The following is a 17,070-nucleotide window of genomic DNA, read 5'->3' as shown; positions in this document are numbered from 1 at the left end:
GTTCTTGTCCGCTCCGATCATCGCGATCGACGCAATGGGCGGGGACTTCGGTCCCCGCAGCATTGTCCAGGCCAGCATTGCCTGCCTGCTCGCTACCCCCTCGCTTCATCTGACCCTCGTCGGTCATGCTCCCCTTATTGAAGAACTTATCGCACGTCATTCCGGCGTCGACAGGTCGCGCCTGTCCGTTGTGCATGCCAGCGAGGTCATCACCATGGATGATCGGCCTTCGCTCGCGCTGCGTGGCAAGCCGGATTCCTCGATGCGTGTGGCGCTGCGCCTGTTGGCCGAGGGCAGTGCCCAGGCATGCGTGAGTGCGGGAAACACGGGTGCCTTGATGGCGCTGTCGCGTTTTGTCCTCAAGACGCTGCCGGGGATCGACCGGCCCGCGATGGTCGCCGCGATACCCACACAGCAGGGCTATTGCCAATTGCTCGACTTGGGCGCCAACGTCGATTGCAGCGCCGAGCACCTGTATCAGTTTGCGGTGATGGGGGGGGTGGCTGCCGAAGCGTTGGGCGTGGTGCGGCCTAAGGTGGCCTTGCTCAATGTCGGCACTGAAGACATCAAGGGCAATCAGCAGGTCAAGCTCGCGGCGAGCCTGCTCCAGGCGGCGCCCGGTCTGAACTACACCGGTTTCATCGAAGGTGACGGGTTATACCGGGGCGAGGCGGACGTGGTGGTTTGCGACGGTTTTGTCGGAAATATTCTGCTCAAATCCAGCGAGGGGCTCGCCACGATGATCGGTGACCGAATCGAGACCTTGTTTCGGCAGGGTGTGATGTCCAGGGCCGTAGGGGTGCTGGCGATGCCGTTGCTCAAGCGCCTCCGAGCGGACTTGGCCCCGGCGAGGCACAATGGCGCCAGCTTTCTGGGCTTGCAAGGCATTGTGGTGAAAAGCCACGGGTCTGCAGGTGTCCAAGGGTTCCAGAGCGCGATTCAGCGGGCGTTGATCGAGATCCAGGAAAATCTGCCGGAGCGCTTGCATGGTCGACTGGAAGAGTTGTTATGAGGTGCCGTGCGCTAGAATGTGACCCTCGTGACCGTCTGGTCATCCAACGGTTCTCGCGCAACACATTGAATTTCCAAACGTTCGGTTCTGCCGGGCGTTCTTTTTGACGACAACCATCAGGGGCTAGTTAATGTCTGCTTCCGTCGCATTCGTCTTTCCGGGCCAGGGTTCGCAATCCCTCGGCATGCTCGCTGAATTGGGCGCGCAGTTTCCGCTGGTGCTGGATACGTTCAAAGAAGCCTCCGACGCCTTGGGCTATGACCTGTGGGCGCTCACCCAGCAGGGGCCCGAAGAAACCCTCAATCAGACCGATAAAACCCAGCCTGCGATCCTGACCGCTTCGGTTGCCCTGTGGCGCCTTTGGTTGGCCGAAGGAGGCGCACGTCCGGCGTTCGTTGCCGGGCACAGCCTGGGCGAGTACAGCGCCTTGGTCGCAGCGGGCAGTCTGTCGCTGGCCGATGCGGTGAAGCTGGTCGAGCGTCGTGGTCAATTGATGCAGGAGGCCGTGCCTGCAGGGCAAGGCGGCATGGCGGCCATTCTTGGCCTGGAAGATGCGGATGTCATTTCAGCCTGTGCCGAAGCGGCCCACGGTGATGTGGTCAGCGCAGTCAACTTCAACTCCCCGGGTCAAGTGGTCATCGCAGGTGCCAAGGCCGCCGTGGACCGTGCAATCGAAGTGTGCAAGGCCAAAGGTGCCAAACGTGCATTGCCACTGCCAGTCAGTGTTCCCTCGCATTGCGAACTGATGCGTCCTGCGGCCGAGCGTTTTGCACAATCCGTCGCTGCCATCGATTGGCAAGTGCCACAGATTCCCCTGGTGCAAAACGTCACCGCCGCCGTGGCTTCGGACCTGGACACGTTGAAAACCGACCTGCTTCAACAGTTGTACAAGCCTGTCCGTTGGGTCGAGTCCGTCCAGACGCTGGCCGCCAACGGCGCGCTGCAACTGGTGGAGTGCGGTCCGGGCAAGGTACTCGCCGGCCTTAACAAGCGCTGCGCCGAAGGCGTGAACACTTACAACCTCAATACCCCGGATGCCTTCGCTGCCGCTCGTGCAGCGCTGGCCTGATAAGGAGACGCCTGCATGAGTCTGCAAGGTAAAGTTGCATTGGTCACCGGCGCCAGCCGTGGCATCGGTCGGGCTATCGCCCTTGAACTGGGCCGTAATGGCGCTACGGTCGTGGGTACCGCGACTTCCGAAGCCGGTGCCGAGAAAATCACCGCTTACTTCAAGGAAAATGGTGTCGAGGGTTTCGGTCTGGCGCTGGACGTTGGCAATGACGAATCCGTCAGTGCGGTGCTGGCACAGATCACCGAACGCGTTGGCGCCCCGTTGATCCTGGTCAATAACGCCGGAATTACCCGTGACAACCTGATGATGCGTATGAAAGATGACGAGTGGCATGATGTCATCAACACCAACCTGACCAGCTTGTATCGCCTGACCAAGGGTGTGCTGCGCGGCATGACCAAGGCTCGCTGGGGGCGTATCATCAGCATCGGCTCGGTGGTGGGTGCCATGGGCAATGCCGGTCAAGTAAACTACGCCGCCGCGAAAGCGGGTCTGGAAGGCTTCAGCCGCGCGCTGGCACGTGAAGTCGGTTCGCGGGCGGTCACGGTGAACTCGGTGACGCCGGGCTTCATCGACACCGACATGACGCGCGAGCTGCCGGAGGCGCAACGCGATTCCCTGACGGCCCAGATTCCGCTGGGCCGACTGGGGCAGGCGGAAGAGATCGCGCATGTGGTCGCTTTTCTTGCCTCGGAAGGTGCAGGCTACGTGACCGGGGCTACAATCCCCGTGAACGGCGGCATGTACATGTGACTTCCCGTACCGAAAAATTGTCATACGGGCTGTCCGAAATCCGTTATAAAGCTGAAATCTATTGATGGGTTGCGGAGCGATGGAAGAAGCAGGATTTGCGATTAGCTTGAAATACGCAAAACCTCTTCTATACACTTACCCATCGGCCCGCGGCCCGAATTTGTCCACTAGGAGTTAAAACACGGTATGAGCACCATCGAAGAGCGCGTCAAGAAAATCGTTGCCGAGCAACTTGGCGTCAAACAAGAGGAAGTGGTCAACTCCGCTTCTTTCGTTGAAGACCTGGGTGCCGACTCCCTTGACACCGTTGAGCTGGTGATGGCTCTGGAAGAGGAATTCGAGACCGAAATCCCTGACGAAAGCGCCGAGAAGATCACCACCGTTCAAGAGGCTATCGACTACGTCACCGCCCACCAGGCGTAAGCTTTCGTAGCCGTAGTTCGCTGTCCTGGAGAAACCGCACTGCCTCAGGCGTGCGGTTTTTTCTTTGAATAGGGCCAGCGTTTCGTCAATAGAATAAAGGAGAGTCCTGTGTCGCGTAGACGCGTCGTGGTCACCGGTATGGGTATGCTGACGCCATTGGGCAACGATGTGCCTAGCACCTGGCAAGGCATTCTGGCTGGCCAGAGTGGCATTGGCCCCATCGAACACACGGATCTTTCGGCTTATACGACCCGTTTCGGCGGATCGGTCAAAGGCTTCAACGTCGAAGAATACCTGTCGCCCAAAGAGGCTCGCCGTCTCGACCTGTTCATCCAGTACGGCTTGGCGGCCAGCTTTCAGGCTGTGCGCAACGCAGGTATCGAAATCACCGACGCCAATCGCGAGCGCGTGGGTGTAGCCATGGGCTCCGGCATCGGTGGCCTGACCAACATCGAAAACACCAGCCGGCTGATGCATGAACAGGGGCCAGGCAAGATCTCCCCGTTCTTCGTACCGGGTTCGATCATCAACATGATTTCAGGCTTCCTGTCCATCCACCTGGGTGCGCAGGGGCCTAACTACGCTATCGCCACGGCTTGCACCACCAGCACCCATTGCATCGGCATGGCCGCGCGCAATATCGCGTACGACGAGGCGGATGTCATGATCGCCGGGGGCGCCGAAATGGCGGCCTGCGGTCTGGGCATGGGTGGCTTCGGCGCATCCCGCGCACTGTCCACGCGCAACGATGAGCCGACGCGGGCCAGCCGCCCGTGGGACAAGGGGCGCGACGGTTTCGTGTTGTCCAATGGCGCTGGCGCGTTGGTGTTGGAAGAGCTTGAGCACGCCCGTGCTCGTGGCGCGACCATCTATGCCGAGTTGATCGGTTTCGGCATGAGTGGCGATGCGTTTCACATGACATCCCCTCCTGATGATGGCGCCGGCGCTGCGCGCTGTATCACCAATGCACTGCGCGATGCGAAGATCACCCCGGACCAGGTGCAATACATCAACGCACACGGTACTTCCACGCCGGCGGGCGACCTGGCGGAAGTCAGCGCGATCAAGTCCGTGTTCGGCGACCACGCCTACAAGCTGGCGGTCAGTTCGACCAAGTCGATGACCGGCCATTTGCTGGGCGCAGCGGGGGCGATCGAGGCAATTTTCAGCGTCCTGGCGATCAACGGCCAGGTAGCGCCGCCGACCATCAACCTCGATGAGCCCAGCGAGGGTTGTGATCTGGACTTCGTGCCACATGAGGCCCGCAGCATGCCGATCGATGTGGTCGTCTCCAACTCCTTCGGGTTTGGTGGCACCAACGGTTCGCTGGTGTTCCGCCGGTACGCTGAATGACCTTGTGCTGGATCGATGGCCAGCCTGCCAGCCAACTGTCCGTGAAGGATAGAGGGCTGGCCTACGGGGATGGGTTCTTCGAAACCCTCCTGGTCAAGGCGGGCCAACCCTTGCTTTTCTCTGGCCACATGCATCGCCTGGCCTTGACGGGAAAGCGGCTTGCGTTCGCCCTTGACCTGCCGCTGATCGAGTCCGAATGCCGGGCCTTCGCCCATCAGATGCAGGAAGGGGTGATGAAGCTGATCATCACCCGGGGTGATGGCCTGCGCGGCTACGCGCCAGTGCCGGGCGCTCGGGGTGTGCGTATCCTCCAGGCCAGCCCGCTGCCGGCCTACCCGCCGTCCAATGCCGAGCATGGGGTGCGGCTCTTCCCCTGTCGAACGCGTCTGGCGGAGCAGCCGCTGCTGGCAGGGCTGAAACACCTCAACCGTCTGGAGCAGGTGCTCGCGCGCAATGAATGGCATGATACCGAGCACGCCGAAGGCCTGATGCGTGACACATCCGGGCGAATCGTCGAAGCGGTCTACAGCAACCTGTTCCTGGTCAAGGGCGGGGTGTTGCTGACGCCCGATCTGTCCCGGTGTGGAGTGGCTGGCATCATGCGTGCCGAGGTGTTGCGTCTGGGCGAGCAGCAGAACATGGCGGTCCGGGCACTGGACCTGGGGATGTCGGATCTGCGCAAAGCCGATGAAGTCTTCGTCTGCAACAGCGTCTATGGCATCTGGCCGGTGCGTGAGTTCGAGCAACTGAACTGGCCGGTTGGCCCTGTGACCCGTAAACTGCAACACCTCGCTCGCGGGCTTCTGGATATCTGATTCGTGATCCGAAAATTATTCGTCTTGCTGGAAACGGGTCTGGTTCTGGCGGGGCTGTTGCTGGGTCTGGCCTTCTGGGAACAGCGCAACGCGCTGCAACAGCCGCTGAACTTGACCGAGGAAAGGCTGCTCGACGTGCCCTCCGGTGCGTCACCCAATGGCATGCTTAATCGATTGCAAGCAGAAGGGGTGATCAAGGACGCTTTCTGGCTGCGTCTTTATTGGCGCTTCAACCTCTCTGACCAGTCGTTGCACAGTGGCGAGTACCGCATGAGCCCCGGGATGGATGCCAGATCGCTGCTGGCGTTGTGGCAGAAAGGCGACGTGGTGCAATACAGCCTGACCCTGGTTGAGGGTTGGAATTTTCGTCAGGTTCGCGCGGCATTGGCAAAGCAGCCAAAATTGGAACAGACATTGGCCCATCTCAGCGACAGTGAACTGATGGCGAAAATCGGCCATACAGACGTTTTCCCTGAAGGCCGCTTCTTTCCCGATACCTACCGTTATGTCCGCGGCATGACCGACGCCGAGCTGCTGAAGCAGGCCTACAACCGTCTGGATGAAGTGCTGAAAGAGGAGTGGGACGATCGCGCTGCCGACGTCCCTTACACCGACCGTTACCAGGCGCTGATCATGGCCTCCCTGGTAGAGAAGGAAACGGGCGTGCCTCAGGAGCGCGGGCAAATCGCCGGCGTATTCGTGCGGCGCCTTCAGCAAGGCATGTTGCTGCAAACCGATCCGACCGTTATTTACGGTCTGGGCGAGCGATACAACGGCAAGATCACCAGGGCGTTCCTGAAAGAGGCAACGCCCTACAACACTTACGTCATCCCAGGGCTGCCGCCGACGCCAATTTCCATGGTCGGGCGCGAAGCGATTCACGCCGCGCTGAACCCGGCACCGGGCAACAGCCTGTATTTCGTCGCACGAGGGGATGGCAGCCACGTATTCTCCGCTGATCTCGATGCGCACAATGCGGCCGTGAAAGCGTTTCAGCTCAAACGGCGTGCCGATTACCGTTCCAGCCCCGCGCCGGTGACGCTCCCAGTCCCGGAGTCGGGCGCCGACGTGCCGCAGTCCGCAACGGGGTCATCCCCCACTGCGCCTCAGGTGCCCACGCCTGCGCAATCCGCGGCCCCTGCCGACGCCAGCGGCGAACCTGAGAAAAGCGAGCCGAAACCGCAATGAATCTGATCAAGGACAGCCTGTGACTGGTTTGTTTATCACCCTTGAAGGCCCCGAAGGCGCCGGTAAAAGCACCAACCGCGAGTACCTGGCCGAGCGCCTGCGCGAGCAGGGCATCGACGTGGTGTTGACCCGCGAGCCGGGCGGTACGCCGCTTGCCGAGCGCATTCGTGAGTTGCTCCTGGCGCCGAGCGATGAAGTCATGGACGCCGACACTGAACTGCTGCTGGTCTTCGCCGCCCGTGCTCAGCATTTGGCGAGTGTCATTCGGCCGGCTTTGGCCCGCGGTGCCGTGGTGCTGTGCGACAGGTTCACCGATGCCACCTATGCCTACCAAGGGGGAGGTCGCGGGTTGTCGGTCGAGCGTATCGCTGCCCTGGAAGATTTCGTGCAAGGTGCGCTGCGGCCAGACCTGACCCTGGTGTTCGATTTACCGGTTGAAATTGGCCTGGCTCGCGCCACGGCCAGGGGGCGCCTGGACCGTTTCGAGCAGGAGGGGCGAGCGTTTTTCGAGGCGGTGCGCAGCACCTATCTCAACCGTGCGGCGGCCGCGCCTCAGCGTTATCGGCTGGTCGAAGCTGCCCGTTCGCTCGACGAGGTGCAGGCTTCTCTTGATGCGATGATGCCCGACCTGCTGCAGCGGCTTACGGAACGCCAGCATGGCTGAAGGCTATCCATGGCAACAGGCCCTCTGGCAGCAACTGGCCGGGCGCACCCAGCATGCCCATGCCTATCTGCTGCATGGGCCGGCTGGGATCGGCAAGCGGGCGCTGGCCGAGCGGCTGATGCACCGGCTTCTCTGTCAACAGCCGCTCGGCCTGGAGGCCTGCGGCCATTGCAAGTCATGTTCGCTGCTGGCTGCTGGCAGTCATCCCGATAACTATGTGCTGGAACCTGAAGAGGCCGACAAAGCGATCAAGGTCGATCAGGTACGGGATCTGGTCAGTTTCGTGGTGCAGACGGCGCAGATGGGAGGTCGCAAAGTGGTGTTGATCGAGCCTGTTGAGTCGATGAACATCAACGCGGCCAACGCCCTGTTGAAAAGCCTCGAAGAGCCTTCAGGCGATACCGTGTTGCTGCTGGTCAGCCACCAGCCAAGCCGGTTGCTGCCCACCATCAAGAGTCGTTGCGTGCAACAGGCCTGTCCATTGCCGAGCGAGGCCATGAGCGTGGCGTGGCTGGCGGAGGCCTTGCCCGAGTGTAGCGTCGAAGAGCGCGTCGAATTGTTGACCTTGGCGGCAGGGTCTCCCCTGGCAGCCGTTGCGCTTCAGGCGCAGGGCGTTCGCGAACAACGCGCGCTGGTCGTGGACGGTGTGAAGAAATTGCTCAAGGGCCAGCAATCACCGACTCAGTTGGCGGAAGGGTGGAAAGACGTTCCTTTGCTGTTGTTGTTCGACTGGTTCTGTGACTGGTCCAACTTGATGTTGCGTTACCAGTTGACCGAGGATGAAAGCGGCCTCGGATTGGCTGACATGCGCAAGGTCGTGCAGTACCTGGCGCAGAAGTCCCCGCAGCCAAAAGTACTGGCCATACAGGACTGGGTCCTGCTGCAGCGGCAGAAGGTCTTGTCCAAGGCGAACTTGAACCGGGTTTTATTGCTCGAAGCGTTATTGGTCCAGTGGGCATCTTTGACCGGACAAGGTTAGACTGGCCGCCTGGCATCAGCATCTGCAGAGGAAGTTGAAATGAGCGTTCCCCTGGGTCCGGGCCCGCGTAACGGCATTCTGTCCCTGACCATCAAGGACAAATCGGTTCTCTACGCCGCCTACATGCCATTCATCAAGAACGGCGGGCTGTTCATCCCTACGAGCAAAAGCTACAAGCTGGGGGATGAAGTGTTCATGTTGCTGAACTTGATGGACGAGCCGGAAAAAATCCCGGTTGCGGGCAAGGTCACCTGGATAACCCCCAAGGGCGCGCAGGGCAATCGCGCCGCCGGTGTGGGGGTGCAATTCAATGACGGTGACAACACGGCGCGCAACATGATTGAAAACTACCTGGCCGGTGCCCTCAAGTCCGACCGTCCCACCCACACGATGTAATTTGCCGCGGTCCCCATGCTTGTAGACTCCCATTGCCACCTCGATCGTCTCGATCTCGCTCAACACGACGGTTCTCTCGATAACGCGTTGCAAGCAGCGCGCGAACGAGGCGTTGGCCATTTTCTGTGCATCGGTGTCAGTGCCGACAACGCCGCCGACGTGAAGGCTCTGGCCGACCGTTATGGCGATGTGGACTGCTCGGTGGGTATTCATCCGCTGGATCTCAAGCCGGGGGAGGCGCCTGCGCTGGAGTGGCTGTTAGGCGAGCTGAACCATCCTCGTGTGGTGGCCATCGGGGAAACCGGGCTGGATTATCACTACGAGCCGGAAGCCGCTGAATTGCAACAAGCGTCGTTTCGCCTGCATCTTCAAGCCGCTCGCTCGACCGGCAAGCCGGTGATCGTGCATACCCGAGGCGCTCGGGCGGACACACTCGAACTGCTGCGCGAAGCGGCACTGCCACAGGCCGGTGTGCTGCATTGTTTCACCGAAGATTGGGACATGGCCAAGGCGGCGCTGGACCTAGGCTTTTACATTTCCCTGTCCGGCATCGTGACGTTCCGCAACGCTGACGCGCTGCGTGATGTGGCCAGTAAAGTCCCGGCGGACCGTCTGCTCGTGGAAACCGACTCACCCTATTTGGCGCCGATACCGTACCGGGGCAAACCGAACCTGCCGCAATACGTTCGCGAAGTCGCAGAATTTCTGGCGATGTTGCGTGGGGAGCGTTTCGAGCGCTTCGCGGAGCAGACCACCGAGAATTTCAAGCGCCTGTTTCCTCTGGCCAGAGTGAAACCCGTTTAAGCGCGCCAAATCGCAGGCAAAAAAAACCCGGGTTCTGGGGGGTGAATCCGGGTTAAGACCATTAGGAGTAAAACAAAGACACGCTATCCGTGGGTGCCTTTACCGATGCTGGCACTTGGGGGAGATGCCGCACCGACAGATTCAGTATTGGACATATTCTCCAAGCGTCCAGCGTTTGCCTGTACGTTTTTTAAACAGTTTTGGAATACCCAGCCCCCTGCTGATACCTCAATGCTTGGCGATCGCCTGCACAATCGCCAATGTCTCTTCGATCACCCGCGATGGCGTGTAAAAGTGGGGGGAAAAGCGGATACCGGGGCCGCGAGGCAAGCAGACGACCTGGTTGTGCATCAATTCCTGCCAGACCTGTGCCGCAGGCTGGCTGTCCAGGCTGAAGGTCAGGATGCCGGATCGACGGGCGGCTTCCTGTGAAGTGTGCAGTTGTACGCCGTTGATTTTGCCGAGCCCCTCCTCGAGCCACTTCACGCGTTCCAGAACGGCATTTCCTACGGTATCCATACCCACTTCTTCCAAGAGCGAAAGGCTGGCGTCCAGCGCCACCGCTCCCAGCGTATTGGGGCTGCCGCATTCGAACCGTTGGGCACTGGCCGCGGGTTGCCACTCGTTGCGGCCGTAATCGCCGGAATGCTCCAGCATGTGCCAGCCGAATTCGTGCAGTGTCAGCCGGGGCCGCAGCTCGGCCCGGCAATAAAAAACCCCAAGCCCTTCGGGACTGCACATCCACTTGTGCCCGTCAGCCATCGCGAAGTCGCACTGGCTGGCCTGTACGTCGAAGGGCAGGGCGCCAATGTGCTGAATGGCATCGATGCAAAACAACACATTGCGTCGTTTGCATCCTGCTCCGAGACGTTCAATGTCCAGCCGAGTGCCCGTGGCGAATTGCACCGAGCTGATAGACAGCAGACGGGTGCGAGGCCCGCAGGCGTCCAGCAAGGCTGCCTCCGGGTCCAGGCCTTTGAGGCTGACCTGGATAACCTCAACACCCTGCGGCTTGAGGGCCTCCCATACCACTCGGTTGGACGGAAACTCTTCATCACTGATCACCACACTGTCGCCCGGCCTCCAGTCCAGGCCAAAAGCGACAAAAGAGAGGGCTTCCGAGGTGTTTTTGACCAGTGCGATGTCATCCGTTGACGGCGCGTTCAGAAGGCGAGCCAGCCGTTCGCGAAGTCGCTGCTCGACCTTCATCCAGTCCAAATAGTGCTGTGCGCCCCGTAAAACGTTCTCTTCAGCGAAGTTTTGGATGGCCATGGCCGTGCGTTTTGGCCACGGGCCAACAGCGGCGTGGTTGAGATAACGCACATCGGCTGCTTGCGCGAACTCTTCGTGAAACGTAGACATGGTCGGATGATCCGTGCAATTTCCCGCCAGTTAGGCATAATGTGCGGCTTCGATTTTGACTCCACAGCCTCCTCCTATGCAGAAAGAACCTCGTAAGGTCCGTGAGTTTCGGCGCCGTGAGCAAGAAATTCTCGATACCGCGTTAAAGCTGTTTCTCGAACAGGGTGAAGACAGTGTCACCGTCGAGATGATTGCTGATGCCGTCGGTATTGGTAAAGGCACCATCTACAAGCATTTCAAATCGAAGGCGGAAATCTACCTGCGCCTGATGCTCGACTACGAGCGTGATTTGAACGAGCTGTTGCACTCGGCCGATGTCGACAAGGACAAGGAAGCGCTGTCCCGCGCGTATTTCGAGTTCCGGATGCGCGATCCGCAACGGTACCGCCTGTTCGACCGGCTGGAGGAAAAAGTGGTCAAGGGCAACCAGGTCCCTGAGATGGTCGAGCAGTTGCACACCATCCGCGCCTCCAACTTCGAGCATTTGACGCTGCTGATCAAGGGGCGAATCTCCGAAGGCAAGCTCGAGGACGTACCGCCGTATTTCCACTACTGTGCAGCGTGGGCCCTGGTGCATGGCGCGGTTGCCCTGTATCACTCGCCGTTCTGGAGTAACGTGCTGGAGGATCAGGAAGGGTTTTTCCAGTTCCTGATGGACATTGGCGTGCGCATGGGCAACAAGCGCAAGCGCGACCCAGAATCCGCGCACGACCTCAAACCAGAGACTTCCAGAAGCTGACCCGTCAGCCCGCGCGCTGCGGGCCCGCGAGTGCCCTGCCTCGCTCCTCGATGGAGCGGGCACTCGAAGCCCGCTGCCACGCTGAGTGCCACGCACTTTTCCCCCTTTCTTCGACATGGCGCAAAAGCTGCATTACCCGGCCATTCGCCGGTTTTCCGTCGCCGGTATTTGGAGGAAGTGATGCGTAGCCTGGTTTTACTGCTGACGTTTCTGGCATTGAGCGGCTGCATGCATGTCAGCGATCTGGCACAAGGGGCTCATGACGAGCTCAGTGACGCGGGCTTGCTTGACCATAGCTCGACCCGTCGAATCAACAATTTCCGCCTGCAGCCGGATTCCTTCATCTATATCGCCCAAGGTGCCTTCGCACCTCCCGGTGGCGCCTACCCCCGCACGAACGTGGTAGCCGAAGAGGCCTTCAACGGATTCATCGAATACTTCCCGATGGTCCGCCGGGCACCGGCAGCAGAAGGGCTCGATGATGCGATGAACGAGGCTCGCGCCGCGGGTGCGCATTATTTGCTGTACACGCGTTTTGCGCGGGCGGATGACCGCATCGGCAATTTCGACGAGTGGTCGGATCAGGAGGCTGTCGACCGGCTGGGGATCGACAACGGTGTGGTTCAACTGATGTTGATTGAAACCAATACCCGTTATCTCATCGATTCGGCGCGCATTCATCTGCGGGGCGGCCTGCTGACGCTGTATAACACCAAGCCTGAAGATTTGCTCGGCCCACCCATGGAGGATTACGCTCGCAGTCTACTGGGCGTCGCCGCCCGCTGAGGAGCAGCGTATGAGTGGTTCGGGTAAAGCCAATGATCTGTTGGCTCAAGTTCCCAAGACCGGCAAGGGGTTGCCGCCCGTGCACCTTTGGCATCCCCCGTTTTGTGGCGATATCGACATGCGCATCGCCCGGGACGGTACCTGGTTCTATCTGGGTAGCCCCATCGGTCGAAAACCCATGGTGCGTCTGTTCTCCACGGTCCTCCGTCGAGAGGGCGATGACTACTTCCTGGTCACCCCGGTCGAGAAAGTCGGTATCACCGTGGATGACGCTCCTTTCGTTGCAGTGTTGCTAGAAGTGGCAGGCGAGGGCGAATCCCGGGTTCTACGTTTCACCACGAACGTCGATGACGTGGTCGAAGCCAGTGCGGAGCGGCCGTTGCGTGTGCGCATCGACCCCCAGACCCAAGAGCCCGCACCCTATGTTCTGGTACGCGCCGACCTTGAAGCGTTGATTCACCGCAACGTCTTTTACCAGTTGGTCGACCTGGCAGTGATGCGTGAGATCGATGGCCAGCGCTGGCTCGGCGTATGGAGTCATGGCGAATTTTTCAAGATCGGCCTGGAGCCCTGATACCCGGCTGTCTTCATCCGTCAGGTGGTTTGCTTGGCGTTCATCACGCGGTTAAAGTGCCGCCCCCCGATTTTTTGAGGTTTTCATGGGTCAGTCCATCGATATCGCCGTAGTCGGCGCCACCGGCACGGTAGGTGAAACCATCGTCCAGATCCTTGAAGAGCGCGATTTTCCAGCGGGTACGTTGCATCTGCTGGCAAGCGCCGAGTCAGCAGGCAGTTCGGTCGCTTACCGGGGCAAGAACGTCCGCGTGCGTGAAGTCGATGCCTTCGATTTTGCCAAGGTGCAACTGGCCTTTTTTGCAGCAGGTCCAGCGGTTACTCGCAGTTTCGCTTCCCGTGCGATCGAGGCGGGTTGTGCCGTGATCGATCTGTCCGGCGGCCTGCCGTCGGATCAGGCGCCGAATGCCGTGCCTGAGGTCAATGGCGATCGGCTGGGCCTGCTGGCCAAACCCTTCCAGGTGGCTTGCCCAAGCCCGGCTGCAACGGCGCTGGCGATGGTGCTCGGCCCACTTCGTGGCCTTCTGGACATACAGCGGGTGAATGTCACTGCGTGCCTGGCGGTTTCCAGTCAGGGGCGTGAGGGTGTCACCGAGCTGGCTCGGCAGACGGCGGAACTGCTGAACATGCGACCCTTGGAGCCTCGGGTGTTTGATCGGCAGATGGCGTTCAACGTACTGGCGCAGGTCGGCACTCCGGATGAACAAGGCCATGTGCCACTTGAACGTCGAATGGTCAGTGAGTTGCGCGAGTTGCTATCGCTGCCTTTAATCAAGGTCGGCGTCAGCTGCATTCAAGTCCCTGTGTTCTTTGGCGATAGCCTGAGCGTATCGGTACAAACCGGCACGCCTTTCGATCTGTCGGCCGTCAGTGATGCACTGGACGCTGCGCAGGGGATCGACCTGGTCGACGCCGGTGACTACCCGACGCCTGTCGGCGATGCGGTCGGTCAAGATGCCGTCTATGTAGGACGTTTACGCGCCGGGGTCGATGATCCTTGTGAGCTCAATTTCTGGGTCACGTCGGACAATGCACGCAAGGGCGCCGCGCTCAACGCGGTGCAGGTCGCTGAGTTGTTGATAAAAGCTGTTTCGTAAAAGATACTTGCCAACAATTCGAAGAATCATTCTAGCTGTGGCGTGTCGAAACGCCCTACGCCCTAGCAGGCTTTATCTTCTCGGTCGCCGGGGAAATTTTAAACAAGGGATGGGCTATGGTTCAGGTTCGTAAACTGGTTTTAGCAATCGCAGCAGCTTCGGCGTTGTCATCGGGGATGGCAAATGCGCTTGGCCTCGGTGGTTTGACCGTCAAGTCGAGCCTGAATCAACCGCTGCTGGCTGAAATCGAACTCACGCAGGTGCAGGACCTGAATTCTGCACAAGTGGTGCCGAGTCTGGCGACCTCCGCCGAATTCGCGCAGGCGGGTGTCGGACGCACGGCCATCCTGGACGATCTGGTGTTCACCCCCGTGGTGAATCCTGGTGGTAGGAGCGTGCTGCGGATTACGTCGACCAAGCCCGTACGCGACCCTTATGTGAAATTCCTGGTTCAGGTGCTCTGGCCCAATGGCCGAGCGCTGCGTGAATACAGCCTGTTGCTCGACCCGCCCAAAGCGTCTCCTCAAGCCGCCGCTGCCGCTGCTGCTCAATTGCCCTCGACGGCGCCAGCCGTCGCACCGGCTCAAGCGCCTGCCGCACAGGTAACGCCACCTGCAGCGCCTACCGCACAGGCACCTGCCGAACCCAAGTACACGCAATACACCACCGCCAACAACGACACCCTGTGGGAGATCGCTGAGCGCGTGCGCAGTGGCGGTACAGTCCAGCAGACCATGCTGGCCATTCAGGCGCTCAACCCCGATGCCTTCATCGGGGGCAATATCAACCGTTTGAAGAAAGGCCAGGTTCTGCGACTGCCGACGGCGCAAGAGGTGAGTGCGACGCCGCAGCCTCGGGCGATTGCCGAAGTGGCCGAACAGAATCGCGCCTGGCGAGAAGGTCGTCGCCTGCCGGCTGGCGCGCGTCAGGTGGACGCTACCCGTCGCGACCGGGCGGGTGCGGCGCCGTCGCGCATCGAAGCCAAGGACAACCTGAGCCTCGTGGCAGCCAACGCCAACCCTGGCGCCAAGGGCTCGGCAGGCGATGCTGATCTGGCCAATAAATTGGCCGTGGCGCAGGAGAATCTCGACAGTACCCGTCGCGACAATGCCGAGCTGAAGAGCCGCATGACCGACCTGCAAAGCCAGCTCGACAAGCTGCAGCGTCTGATTGAGCTGAAGAACGACCAACTGGCCAAGATGCAGGCCGCCGGGGCCGCGGTACCACCCGCGGGCGGTGACGCCAACAGCGCCGTCAGCCCTAACAGCGTGACCAACCCGAATAACGCCGCCAACCCGATTGCCGCGCAAATCGTGCCGCCTGCCCCGGACAGCGCTGGCAAGCCGCCGAATGAAATCGCGCCTGAGGACGCGCTGCCGGTCGAGGGCGCGAAGATAGACACCGCGGGTGCGGATCAGCCTCCGGCCACGCAGCCCGAGGCTGAACCACGTGATAATCAGAGCGCGCTGGACAAGATTCTGGCCAGCCCGATGCTGATGGGCTTGATAGCGGGCGCGGCGGTGCTGGTGCTGCTGTTGCTGGTGCTGCTGCTGGTGCGTCGTCGCAATGCCATTCTTGAAGCGGAAAGACACCGGCAAATGGCGCGCGCGCTGTCGGAAGAGTCAGATTTCGCCGCCGACATGAACATGCCCGAAAGCAGTTTCGAGGGCCTGGAGGTGCCCCCTCCCGCGGTAAAGCAGGCACCGCTGGCGGCCGTCATCATTGAGCCGACCCGCGAGCGTCCAACCGATGTGCTGGTGCAGGCTGAGATCCATATCGCTTATGGCCGTATGAATCAGGCCGCAGCGTTGCTGGAGGAGGCCATCAAAGAGGAGCCTCAGCGTTCCGAATTGCGTCTCAAACTGATGGAAATCTATGCGCAGCAAGGCAACGAGCGTGGTTTCGTTGCCCAAGAGCGCCAATTGGTCGCGACAGGCAGGAACCACGCCGAAGTCGAACAATTGAAAGCCCGCTACCCTGCGATGGCGGCAGCGGCTGTAGCGGCAGCAGGTGTGGCGGCGACTGCCGCGTTGGCGGCCCAGCAGATGGATGCCCGCTACGTCGAGGATTTGCTGACCGACCACTCTGAGACAGCGGCAGCGCCGGAATTGGAGCCTGCCCCGGAATCAGAGCCTGCTCCGGAAACCCTCGCGGAGGCGCCGGATGATTTCGACACCGCATTTGATCTGAGCCTTGACGATCTCGAAGCCGCATCCCCTGCCGAAGTGGAAGACCGCAGCGCGCCACTCGCGGATAGAGGGTTCGATGATCTGGATCTTGACGCACCCTTTGGCGGCTCCACGCCTGACGAGCTGGATTTCGACGCGATTCTGCGAGAACAGACCGAGGCCCAGCCTGCGGCGGGCGACGGTCTGGAAGATTTCGATCTGAATCTGGGCGAGGATGAACCTGCTCTCAAGGCCGAAGATGATCGGCTGTTGGGCGTGCGGGATGAGTTGAGCGAGCTCCCGGCGTTCGATGACCCGGCGGATCTCGGGGCAGACAAGCTCGCCCAAGAGGATGAACTTGAACTGCCTGCCGATTTCGACCTGTCGCTGGCCGACGAGATGGAAAGCGACCCGGCTTCCAAGGCGTTCGCTTCGGAGATCGACGACGTGAACGCAGAGCTTGAGCGCCTTTCGCAAAGCCTCGAGCAACCGCCGATGGCCACGCCGTTCGACGAGGCGACCTTCGGTGAGGATGATGCTCTACTGGCCGACGACAGCGAGCCCGAATTCGACTTTTTGTCGGGTACCGATGAGGCCGCCACCAAGTTGGACCTGGCTCGGGCTTACATCGAAATGGGAGACGCCGATGGCGCTCGCGACATTCTCGATGAAGTCGTTGCCGAGGGTGACGACGGGCAGAAAAGCGAAGCGCGGGAGATGTTGTCGCGCCTGGCGTGATCGCTGCTCAACTTACACAGAAAACGACCGCTTCGGCGGTCGTTTTCGTTTGGCTGATAGGGGCTGGCGTCGGTGGGGGCAGGGAGCACCGGTCGCGCACATCCCAATAGCGTCTTTTGTCGTCATCCGTATAATGGCCGCCCTTGCG

17 protein-coding genes are annotated in these 17,070 nt (G+C 60.6%); 16 read left to right on the top strand and 1 reads right to left on the bottom strand.

Features of this window, described 5'->3' with window-relative positions; translation table 11 throughout:
- Nucleotides 1-4 precede the first annotated feature (4 nt).
- The 11 genes from plsX (at nt 5) to N5D61_RS17375 (ending at nt 9,459) form a co-directional block, all read left to right on the top strand.
- Nucleotides 5-1,012: a phosphate acyltransferase PlsX gene (gene plsX, locus N5D61_RS17425; protein WP_108237136.1), complete on the top strand. Its 1,008-nt coding sequence runs from the start codon at nt 5-7 to the stop codon at nt 1,010-1,012.
- 130 nt (nt 1,013-1,142) lie between these two features.
- On the top strand, nt 1,143-2,081 hold the full coding sequence (gene fabD / locus N5D61_RS17420) for an ACP S-malonyltransferase (protein ID WP_108237135.1): 939 nt from the start codon (nt 1,143-1,145) through the stop codon (nt 2,079-2,081).
- A 15-nt stretch (nt 2,082-2,096) separates the two neighbouring features.
- Nucleotides 2,097-2,837, top strand: a complete 741-nt coding sequence (gene fabG, locus N5D61_RS17415; protein ID WP_279893667.1) for a 3-oxoacyl-ACP reductase FabG — start codon at nt 2,097-2,099, stop codon at nt 2,835-2,837.
- A 186-nt stretch (nt 2,838-3,023) separates the two neighbouring features.
- Complete coding sequence (gene acpP, locus N5D61_RS17410) at nt 3,024-3,260, top strand: acyl carrier protein (RefSeq protein ID WP_108237133.1); 237 nt, start codon at nt 3,024-3,026, stop codon at nt 3,258-3,260.
- A gap of 108 nt (nt 3,261-3,368) precedes the next feature.
- On the top strand, nt 3,369-4,613 hold the full coding sequence (gene fabF, locus N5D61_RS17405) for a beta-ketoacyl-ACP synthase II (RefSeq protein ID WP_108237132.1): 1,245 nt from the start codon (nt 3,369-3,371) through the stop codon (nt 4,611-4,613).
- Complete coding sequence (gene pabC, locus N5D61_RS17400) at nt 4,610-5,428, top strand: aminodeoxychorismate lyase (RefSeq protein WP_279893666.1); 819 nt, start codon at nt 4,610-4,612, stop codon at nt 5,426-5,428. Before fabF ends, pabC begins: the two co-directional genes overlap by 4 nt.
- Nucleotides 5,429-5,431: 3 nt before the next feature.
- Nucleotides 5,432-6,616 (top strand): endolytic transglycosylase MltG, encoded by a 1,185-nt coding sequence (mltG, locus tag N5D61_RS17395; RefSeq protein WP_279893665.1) that lies wholly within the window; start codon nt 5,432-5,434, stop codon nt 6,614-6,616.
- A 19-nt stretch (nt 6,617-6,635) separates the two neighbouring features.
- Nucleotides 6,636-7,280 carry a dTMP kinase gene (tmk, locus tag N5D61_RS17390; RefSeq protein WP_279893664.1) on the top strand — a complete coding sequence of 215 codons (645 nt, stop codon included), beginning with the start codon at nt 6,636-6,638 and terminating at the stop codon, nt 7,278-7,280.
- On the top strand, nt 7,273-8,259 hold the full coding sequence (locus N5D61_RS17385; RefSeq protein ID WP_279893663.1) for a DNA polymerase III subunit delta': 987 nt from the start codon (nt 7,273-7,275) through the stop codon (nt 8,257-8,259). Before tmk ends, N5D61_RS17385 begins: the two co-directional genes overlap by 8 nt.
- Before the next feature lie 39 nt (nt 8,260-8,298).
- Nucleotides 8,299-8,655, top strand: a complete 357-nt coding sequence (locus N5D61_RS17380) for a PilZ domain-containing protein (protein ID WP_108237127.1) — start codon at nt 8,299-8,301, stop codon at nt 8,653-8,655.
- 15 nt (nt 8,656-8,670) lie between these two features.
- Entirely contained in the window at nt 8,671-9,459 is a 789-nt protein-coding gene (locus N5D61_RS17375) for a TatD family hydrolase (protein ID WP_279893662.1), read from the top strand.
- Between the two features lie 228 nt (nt 9,460-9,687).
- Here N5D61_RS17375 and N5D61_RS17370 read toward each other — a convergent pair whose 3' ends face one another.
- A complete protein-coding gene (locus N5D61_RS17370; protein ID WP_279893661.1) occupies nt 9,688-10,821 on the bottom strand; it encodes an aminotransferase class V-fold PLP-dependent enzyme in 1,134 nt (377 codons plus the stop codon).
- 76 nt (nt 10,822-10,897) lie between these two features.
- Here N5D61_RS17370 and N5D61_RS17365 point away from each other — a divergent pair, with 76 nt between their 5' ends.
- From N5D61_RS17365 to N5D61_RS17345, 5 genes are all read left to right on the top strand, one after another.
- Nucleotides 10,898-11,560 carry a TetR/AcrR family transcriptional regulator gene (locus N5D61_RS17365; protein ID WP_279893660.1) on the top strand — a complete coding sequence of 221 codons (663 nt, stop codon included), beginning with the start codon at nt 10,898-10,900 and terminating at the stop codon, nt 11,558-11,560.
- A 180-nt stretch (nt 11,561-11,740) separates the two neighbouring features.
- Nucleotides 11,741-12,346, top strand: coding sequence for a DUF4823 domain-containing protein (locus N5D61_RS17360; RefSeq protein WP_108237123.1), 606 nt, complete (start codon nt 11,741-11,743; stop codon nt 12,344-12,346).
- A 10-nt stretch (nt 12,347-12,356) separates the two neighbouring features.
- The gene (locus N5D61_RS17355) at nt 12,357-12,920 is read left to right on the top strand and encodes a DUF1285 domain-containing protein (RefSeq protein ID WP_279893659.1); all 564 of its coding nucleotides are present in this window, start codon (nt 12,357-12,359) and stop codon (nt 12,918-12,920) included.
- Between the two features lie 85 nt (nt 12,921-13,005).
- The gene (locus tag N5D61_RS17350) at nt 13,006-14,016 is read left to right on the top strand and encodes an aspartate-semialdehyde dehydrogenase (RefSeq protein WP_279893658.1); all 1,011 of its coding nucleotides are present in this window, start codon (nt 13,006-13,008) and stop codon (nt 14,014-14,016) included.
- A gap of 116 nt (nt 14,017-14,132) precedes the next feature.
- A complete protein-coding gene (locus tag N5D61_RS17345; protein WP_279893657.1) occupies nt 14,133-16,922 on the top strand; it encodes a FimV/HubP family polar landmark protein in 2,790 nt (929 codons plus the stop codon).
- The last annotated feature ends 148 nt before the right edge of the window (nt 16,923-17,070 follow it).

Source organism: Pseudomonas sp. GD03842 (assembly GCF_029841165.1).
In the GTDB taxonomy this organism is placed as follows: domain Bacteria; phylum Pseudomonadota; class Gammaproteobacteria; order Pseudomonadales; family Pseudomonadaceae; genus Aquipseudomonas.
The sequence above is the reverse complement of the archived record's forward strand: the minus strand, read 5'-3'. Positions and strand labels throughout refer to the sequence as shown.